The sequence below is a fragment of the Terrisporobacter sp. genome (assembly GCF_017888745.1).
Classification (GTDB): domain Bacteria; phylum Bacillota; class Clostridia; order Peptostreptococcales; family Peptostreptococcaceae; genus Terrisporobacter.
Genome location: NZ_JAGHFM010000343.1, coordinates 1 through 8,322 on the forward strand (window position 1 = coordinate 1; position 8,322 = coordinate 8,322).

The following is an 8,322-nucleotide window of genomic DNA, read 5'->3' on the forward strand; positions in this document are numbered from 1 at the left end:
ACAGAATTATTAATACAAAAAGCTTTTGAAGCTCAAGAAAACTGTTATACACCATATTCTAATTTTAATGTTGGAGCTGCTTTACTTGGTACCAATGGAAAAATATATCAAGGATGTAATATAGAAAATGCATCTTTTACACCAACAAACTGTGCAGAAAGAACAGCTTTTTTTAAAGCTGTTTCAGAAGGACAAAGAACTTTTAGTGCAATTGCCATAGTTGGGAATAAAAGTGATGCAACAGAAGGTGAATATTGCTCACCTTGTGGAGTATGCAGACAAGTAATGATGGAATTTTGTAATCCAAAGGAGTTTAAAATATATCTAGCTAAAGATAGAAATAATTATAGCGATTATATTGAATATACATTAGAAGAAATATTACCATTAGGATTTGGTCCTAATAATTTAAAATAAGAAGGGTTTACGCCCTTCTTTTTTATTATACTATACAATGAGATTTTTTAAGTATTTTATAAATTATATTATTATTCACAAAATATTTAATTTTAATAATAAAAAATAATAATTAAATATATACTACATTTATATTATTATTAAAGTAGGTATTAAGTTTGATAATTTATTATTAAAATCAGATAAAAATTCTTTAATTAAGGGGGAAGATTCATGTTTAGTAGCATACCAAATAGAAAAGTTTATGAACAAGTAATTGAACAGATACAAAGGAATATATTTAATGGTGAGTTAAAAAAAGGTGATAGACTACCTTCCGAAAGAGAATTATCTGAAGTTATGAATGTAAGTAGGCCATCCATAAGGGAAGGACTTAGAGTTTTAGAAAGTATGGGAGTTATTGAAAGTATTCACGGAGGAGGAAACTTCATTTGTATTAATCAAGAAAAATCATTATTGCAGCCTTTATCTATGATGTTTACTTTAAATAATGGAAAATATCAAGATATACTTGAGCTTAGAAGAGTATTAGAAGTAGAAAATGCTAGATTAGCTGCAAATAGAGCTACAGAACAAGATTACAATGAACTAAAAAATATTTTAGATAAAATGAAAAAAGAGACTTATGGTGAGGGTAGTAACGAGATTTTAGTACAGTTGGATAAGGATTTTCATAACAAGCTTTCAAGTATAAGTAAAAATTGTTTAATAGAGAGTCTATTTAATACGACTTCCATGTTATTTGAAAAATTTATTGAAGATGCAAGAGCTTATATAATACAAAGGGACTTAGGTAATAAGTTATTATTTGAACAACATAAGATGATTTGTAATGCTATTTTAGATAAAGATGAGAAAAAGGCAGTAGAAGCCATGATGAATCATATGAATTATGTGGAAGAAAACTTTGCAAAATAGTCATTTTTAATATTTACTTAGACATTATCTTATATATATTTATTGCACTAATTGTTAATTTAAGGACGAACATTGTTAACTACAAAACAATAGTTGTTTTTCTAACTATATTGAAATACAATTAAATAAAAAGAAGTGGTAATACCACTGACCACATATGGGATGACCAGTTAAAATACAAGGGGGAGAATATTGATGAATCAATATGTTTTGTTTTTAATTGCTATGATTCCAATAATATGGTTGATAATTTCTTTAGGCATATTGAAGTTACCAGCTCATAAGACTTGTTTATTTACAGCATTTTTAAGTTTATTTATAGCAATAATGTTTTGGAAGATGCCAATTATAGATGGTATTACAGCATCAATAGAAGGAATGGCAATTGCTATTTGGCCAATACTTTTGGTTATTGTAGCTGCATTATTTACTTATAACTTAGCAGTAGAGACGAAGACAATGGATACTATGAAGACCATGCTATCGAGTATAACTACAGATAACAGGGTACAAGTTTTGATTTTAGCTTGGGGATTTGGTGGATTTTTGGAGGCAGTTGCAGGTTATGGTACTGCAGTTGCTATACCAGCAAGTATATTAGCATCAATAGGTTTTAATCCTATTTTCGCTGCAGTAATTTGCTTAGTATCTAATACGGTTCCGACGGCTTTTGGTGCAATTGGTATACCTGTATCTACACTAGCTACAGTTACGGGTCTTGATGTAGTTCACTTAAGCTATGTAACATCTATACAGCTAGCTGGCTTTATAATGTTAATACCTTTTTTGTTAGTTATACTAACACAAAAAAGTATAAAAGGAGTTTTTTTGATAACTCTTATATCTGGAGCATCATTTGCAATTCCACAAATTTTTATAGCAAAATATTTAGGAGCAGAGTTACCAGCTCTTATAGGAAGCATTTGTAGTATGGTATGTACTATAGTAGTGGCAAAAATAACGAATAAAAATAAAAAGACTGAGGAGAGCATGGTAGATGTAAATAGTCAAGGTAGCATATCTGTAAGAAAAATAAGTTTTAAAGAGGGCATACTTGCTTGGTCACCATATATACTTTTATGCATATTAATTCTATTAACAAGTCCATTAGTACCTAGTATTAATTTATTTGTAGGAAAATTTAGTAGCAATTTTCAAATTTATACTGGAGATACGTCATCAATAACTAACTTTGCTTGGATAAATACACCTGGTATGATGATTATTATAGCTACTTTGATAGCTGGATTAGTGCAAAAGTTAAAAATTAGATATATGATAAATGTTTTCAAAAGAACAGTTATTCAGTTAAAGACATCATTTATTACAATAATGTCAATAGTTGCAATATCAAAGATAATGTCTTATAGTGGAATGACAAGTTCAATATCTTTTGGATTATGTGCTATAACAGGTAATTTTTATCCTTTAATTTCTCCTCTTTTAGGAGCAATAGGTACTTTTGTCACAGGTAGTGATACATCAGCAAATATACTATTTGGCGGACTTCAAGTGGAAGCTGCTAAATCACTAAGCATAGATCCATACTGGATTGCATCAGCCAATACTGCTGGAGCAACAGCTGGAAAAATGATATCTCCTCAGAGTATAGCAATCGCTACTTCAGCAACAGGACTTATAGGTCAAGAAGGTAAAATATTCAGTTCAACAATAAAATATTGTATAGGATATGTAATAGTATTAGGGATTATTGTTTATTTTGGTAGATACTTACCAATATTAGGTCTTTAAATTTAAAATATTAAGGGGGATGTAATATGACAACAATATCTGTACCTTATTCGAAAACAGGTATGAATTTAAATATAGAGGATGAAAATCTAAAGGGGATATTAGTTTCAAAAGCACATGATTTTAAAGTTTCCAAAAGTGAAAGTGAAATAGTTGAAGAATCTATGGATAATCCAATTGGTTCACCTAAATTAGAAGAATTAGCAAAGAATAAGAAAAGTGTAGTAATTATTACAAGTGATCATACTAGACCTGTACCAAGTAGAGTTATTATGCCTATAATTTTAAGAAGATTAAGAAAATTCAATCCCAGTATAGATGTAAAAATTCTTGTGGCAACAGGATTTCATAGACCTAGTACAAAAGAAGAGTTAATTTTTAAATTAGGTGAAGATATAGTTGAAAATGAAAGGATTATAATTCATAAGTCAACAGAAGATGAAAATATGGTCAAAGCTGGAGTACTTCCTTCTGGAGGAGATTTTTATATAAATAAGTTAGCATTTGAAGCAGATTTATTAATAGCTGAAGGATTTATAGAGCCGCATTTTTTTGCTGGATTTTCTGGAGGGAGAAAAAGTGTTTTGCCAGGGATAGCATCAGCTAAAACAATAATGTATAACCATTGTAGTGAATTCATAGATAATAAAAATTCTAGAACAGGTATTATAGAGGATAATCCTATTCATAATGATATGGTTTATGCTGCAAAAACTGCAAAGCTTGCTTTCATAGTAAATGTAGCTATAGACAAAGATAAGAAGATTATAGCTTCTTTTGCAGGAGATGTAGATAAGGCACATAAAGTAGGATGTGATTTCGTTACTAACTTATCAAAAGTTGATAAACAGATGGCAGACATAGTAGTAAGTACAAATGGAGGATATCCTCTAGATCAAAATATATATCAATCAGTAAAGGGAATGACAGCGGCAGAAGCTACATGTAATGAAGGTGGAGTTATAATTATGATAGCCGCATGTAATGATGGCCACGGAGGTCAATCATTTTATGATAATGTAGTAGAATCATCATCTCCGAGTGAAATACTTAAAAAAGTAAGAAATGTTGAAAAAAGTAATACCGTCCCTGATCAATGGGAATTTCAAATATTAGCAAGAATATTAGATAAATATACAGTAATAATGGTTACAGATGAATGTGATCCACAAATGATTAAAAATATGCATATGAAACATGCTTATAATTTTGAAGATGCACTAAAATTAGCTTATGAAATTAAAGGCAAAGATGCTAAAGTTGTTGTAATTCCAGATGGTGTATCTGTAATTGTTAAATAAATTAGGGGGTAGATGAATGGAAATTTTAGTATGTGTAAAACAAGTTCCAGGGACAACATCAGTAGAAGTTGATCCAGTTACAGGTGTCTTAAAAAGAGATGGAGTAGATTCAAAGATGAATCCATATGATTTATTTGCAATAGAAACTGCATTGAGAATAAAAAAGAAAAATAATGCAGTAATAAAAGCAATAACAATGGGACCACCTCAAGCTAAAAAAGTAATAAAAGAAAGTTTTTCAATGGGGGTAGATGAAGGAGCTATTATAAGTGATAGAAAATTTGGTGGAGCAGATGTTCTTGCAACTTCTTATACCTTATCTCAAGGAATTAAAAAAATATCAAATCCAGATTTAATAATATGTGGGAAACAAACAACTGATGGAGATACAGCTCAAGTTGGCTCAGAGATAGCTGAATTTTTAAATATACCACATGTGACAAACGTAACTAAGATAATAGAAGTTAAAGAAAAAAGTATTATAGTCGAAATCGATTTACCAACTAGTTTAGAAGTTTGTGAGATAGCTTATCCATGCTTGATAACAGTAGAGAAAGATATATTTCAGCCGAGACTTCCCTCTTTTAAATTAAAGATGTCTACAACTGATAGAGAAATACCAATATTTACTTTAAACGATTTTGAAGATAAAGATGAAAAACACTATGGTTTAAATGGTTCGCCAACTCAAGTTAAAAGAATTTTTCCTCCTACACCAAATACTGATAAAAATGTTTTAAGAGGAAGTTCTGATGAATTAAGCAATGCTCTACTAGAGAAAATAGTCAGTTTTAAATTAATTTAAGGGGGGAATAAATATGGCCAGAATAATTGTAAATCAAGATAAAATAGAAAATAAAGAAGATGTAATTTCAATATGCCCTTTTAGTGCTATAGAAGAAATTGAAGGAAAAATAGAGATTAATGCAGCTTGTAAGATGTGTAAGATGTGTGTAAAAAAAGGTCCAAAGGGTGCTTTTGAATTTGAAGAAGATGAAATAATTGCAATTAATAAAGATGAATGGAGAGGTGTTACAGTATACGTAGAACACAATGATGGTGACATTCATCCGGTTACTTATGAACTGATTGGAAAAGCACGTGAATTAGCTGGAAAAATAAATCATCCTGTATACTGTGTATTTGTTGGGAATAAAATCAAAGATAAATGCTCACAACTTCTTTCATATGGTGTAGATGAAGTATTTGTATATGATTATGAAGAGTTAGATAAATTTAGAATAGAACCTTATACTGCAGCAGTAGAAAATTATATATCTAATATAAAGCCTACAATTATGTTATTTGGAGGAACTACTATAGGTAGATCACTAGCTCCAAGGCTTGCAGCGAGATTTAAAACAGGACTTACTGCTGATTGTACTATTTTAGATATTCAAGAAAATACTGATTTAGATCAAATAAGACCAGCATTTGGTGGAAATATCATGGCTCATATTAACACTCCTAACCATAGACCACAATTTGCCACAGTCAGATATAAAATATTTTCAGCTCCAGAAAAAGTAGAGAATCCTACTGGTAAAGTTACATTATGTAATATAGAAAAGGATAAGCTTAAATCAAATATAAATGTACTAGAAACTAAGATAAAAAATAAGATTATTGGTATAGAAGATGCAGAAGTAGTTGTTGTAATAAGTAGAGCATTTAAGAAAGCTGAAGATATAAAAATGGCAGAAAAGTTAGCTGAATTATTAGATGGTCAAATTGGAGGAACTAGACCAACTATTGAAGCTGGATGGATTGACCCTAGAAAACAAATAGGTTTAAGTGGTAGAACCGTAAAGCCTAAACTTATAATAACTTGTGGTGTATCTGGAGCAGTACAATTTGTAGCAGGTATGAAGGGGTCTGAATATATAGTAGCTATAAATCAAGATGAGAATGCTCCTATATTTGATGTTGCTCACTTAGCATTAATAGGAGATATATATGAAATTATCCCTATATTAATAGAAAAAATAAAAAATATTAAAAAAGAATCTGAAGTGGCAGTTACTTTGTCATAAATAGGGAGGTAAGAAATATGTATAAAAAGTTAGATAAAAATGATATAGACTTTTTACTTACTGTCTGCAAAAGAGAAGATATATTTGTTGGGGATGAAATTAGTGAAGATTTTTCTCACGATGAACTGGCTGGAGAAATAAAATACCCTGAAGCTATGGTTTATGTTAGAAATACTGAACAAGTATCTAAGATAATGAAGTATGCTTATGAAAATAATATACCAGTAACACCTAGGGGACAAGGAACTGGTCTTTCTGGGGCATCTGTAGCACTTTATGGTGGAATAATGCTTAATATGTGCAAGATGGATAAAATACTAGAACTTGACGAAGAAAACTTAACATTAACAGTTGAACCAGGTGTACTTCTTATGACTATAGGTCAATATGTGGAAGAGCATGATTTATTTTATCCTCCAGATCCAGGTGAAAAAAGTGCAGCTATAGGAGGAAATATAAATACTAATGCTGGTGGCATGAGAGCAGTTAAGTATGGAGTAACAAGAGATTATGTAAGAGGATTAGAAGTAGTTCTTCCAAATGGTGAAATCATAAATGTTGGAGGAAAAGTTGTTAAGAATTCATCTGGGTATTCAATAAAAGATTTAATAGTAGGCTCTGAGGGTACTTTAGGTGTAGTAACTAAAGCAATTCTTAAGCTTCTACCTTTACCTAAAAAATCAATAAGTTTGCTAATACCTTTTCCTAATTTAGAATCAGCTATAGATACTGTACCTAAAATAATTAAATCAAAATGTATACCAACGGCTGTAGAATTTATGGAAAGAGAAGCTATAATAGGAGCTGAAGAATTTTTAGGAAAAAAATTTCCAGATAACTCTTCAAATGCTTATTTATTATTGAAATTTGACGGTAACTCTACAGAAGAAATAGAAAAAGAATATGAAAATGTAGCAAAACTTTGTTTAGAGTGTGGAGCATATGATGTATTAATATCTGATACAGATGAGAGAAATGAAAGTATATGGTCGGCTAGAGGAGCATTTCTTGAAGCCTTTAAAGCAAGTAGTGAAATAGATGAGTGTGATGTTGTAGTTCCAAGAGATAAAGTGGCAGAGTTTATAAGATACACTCATGATATTCAAAAAGAAGTAGGACTTAGAATTAAAAGTTTTGGCCATGCAGGAGATGGAAATTTACATGTTTATCCCCATAAAGATGATTTAGATGAAGCTACTTGGAGAGAGAGATTAAATAAAGCTTTTGAATTAATGTTTAGCAAAGCTAGAGAACTTAATGGAGAAGTCTCAGGAGAACATGGTATAGGATATGCTAAAAGTCCATATTTCTGTGAATCTAAAGATGAAAACTATGTGAATATATTAAAAGGTATTAAATTTGCATTTGATCCTAAAAATATATTAAATCCAGGAAAAATATATTAAATCTAAAAAGGACTATTTCAATAAGAATAATGGGATAGTCCTTTTTAATATTTTAAGGGATTATAAATTATATGAATTATGAATAATCTATATTATTTTAAGTAATGTTTTAACATTAAAAGACTCTAACTAGATTGGTATGAAAGAAATCTAGTTAGAGTCTTTTATATTTAATGTATTAAATAAGTTTATAAATTTATATTGACTGACACCTAAGGTATTAGATTAATCTAGAAATAGAGATAAAGATATAACTTTTTTTATATTGTTGAAAAAATATAACATATCATCTATATTAAAAATATGCAAAAATAAGGGAGGGTATTATGGGTGATTTAATTAAAATAACATTAGCTATAATAACTCTTATTACTATATGCTTCTCAATTGATTTATATAGTAATAAGATAAAATTCAAAATAAAGAAAAGGAGTATAATAAGTGGCTATGGAAAAGATGTAGATATAGAAGATATTAATTATAAAATAAAAGATG

Annotated in this window: 7 protein-coding genes; all 7 read left to right on the top strand. The window is 29.7% G+C overall.

Features of this window, described 5'->3' with window-relative positions; all coding sequences use genetic code 11:
• Window positions 1-12: 12 nt before the first annotated feature.
• The 7 genes from J7G74_RS15225 (at window position 13) to J7G74_RS15255 (ending at window position 7,827) form a co-directional block, all read left to right on the top strand.
• Window positions 13-417: a cytidine deaminase gene (locus tag J7G74_RS15225; protein ID WP_334299747.1), complete on the top strand. Its 405-nt coding sequence runs from the start codon at window positions 13-15 to the stop codon at window positions 415-417.
• Window positions 418-630: 213 nt separating this feature from the next.
• A complete protein-coding gene (locus J7G74_RS15230; RefSeq protein ID WP_297136890.1) occupies window positions 631-1,335 on the top strand; it encodes a FadR/GntR family transcriptional regulator in 705 nt (234 codons plus the stop codon).
• Window positions 1,336-1,530: 195 nt separating this feature from the next.
• The gene (locus J7G74_RS15235) at window positions 1,531-3,087 is read left to right on the top strand and encodes an L-lactate permease (RefSeq protein ID WP_297136892.1); all 1,557 of its coding nucleotides are present in this window, start codon (window positions 1,531-1,533) and stop codon (window positions 3,085-3,087) included.
• A 26-nt stretch (window positions 3,088-3,113) separates the two neighbouring features.
• On the top strand, window positions 3,114-4,388 hold the full coding sequence (gene larA, locus J7G74_RS15240; RefSeq protein WP_297136894.1) for a nickel-dependent lactate racemase: 1,275 nt from the start codon (window positions 3,114-3,116) through the stop codon (window positions 4,386-4,388).
• 16 nt (window positions 4,389-4,404) lie between these two features.
• Window positions 4,405-5,193: an electron transfer flavoprotein subunit beta/FixA family protein gene (locus J7G74_RS15245; protein WP_297136896.1), complete on the top strand. Its 789-nt coding sequence runs from the start codon at window positions 4,405-4,407 to the stop codon at window positions 5,191-5,193.
• A 13-nt stretch (window positions 5,194-5,206) separates the two neighbouring features.
• A complete protein-coding gene (locus J7G74_RS15250; RefSeq protein WP_297136898.1) occupies window positions 5,207-6,421 on the top strand; it encodes an electron transfer flavoprotein subunit alpha/FixB family protein in 1,215 nt (404 codons plus the stop codon).
• Between the two features lie 17 nt (window positions 6,422-6,438).
• The gene (locus tag J7G74_RS15255; protein ID WP_297136900.1) at window positions 6,439-7,827 is read left to right on the top strand and encodes an FAD-binding oxidoreductase; all 1,389 of its coding nucleotides are present in this window, start codon (window positions 6,439-6,441) and stop codon (window positions 7,825-7,827) included.
• The last annotated feature ends 495 nt before the right edge of the window (window positions 7,828-8,322 follow it).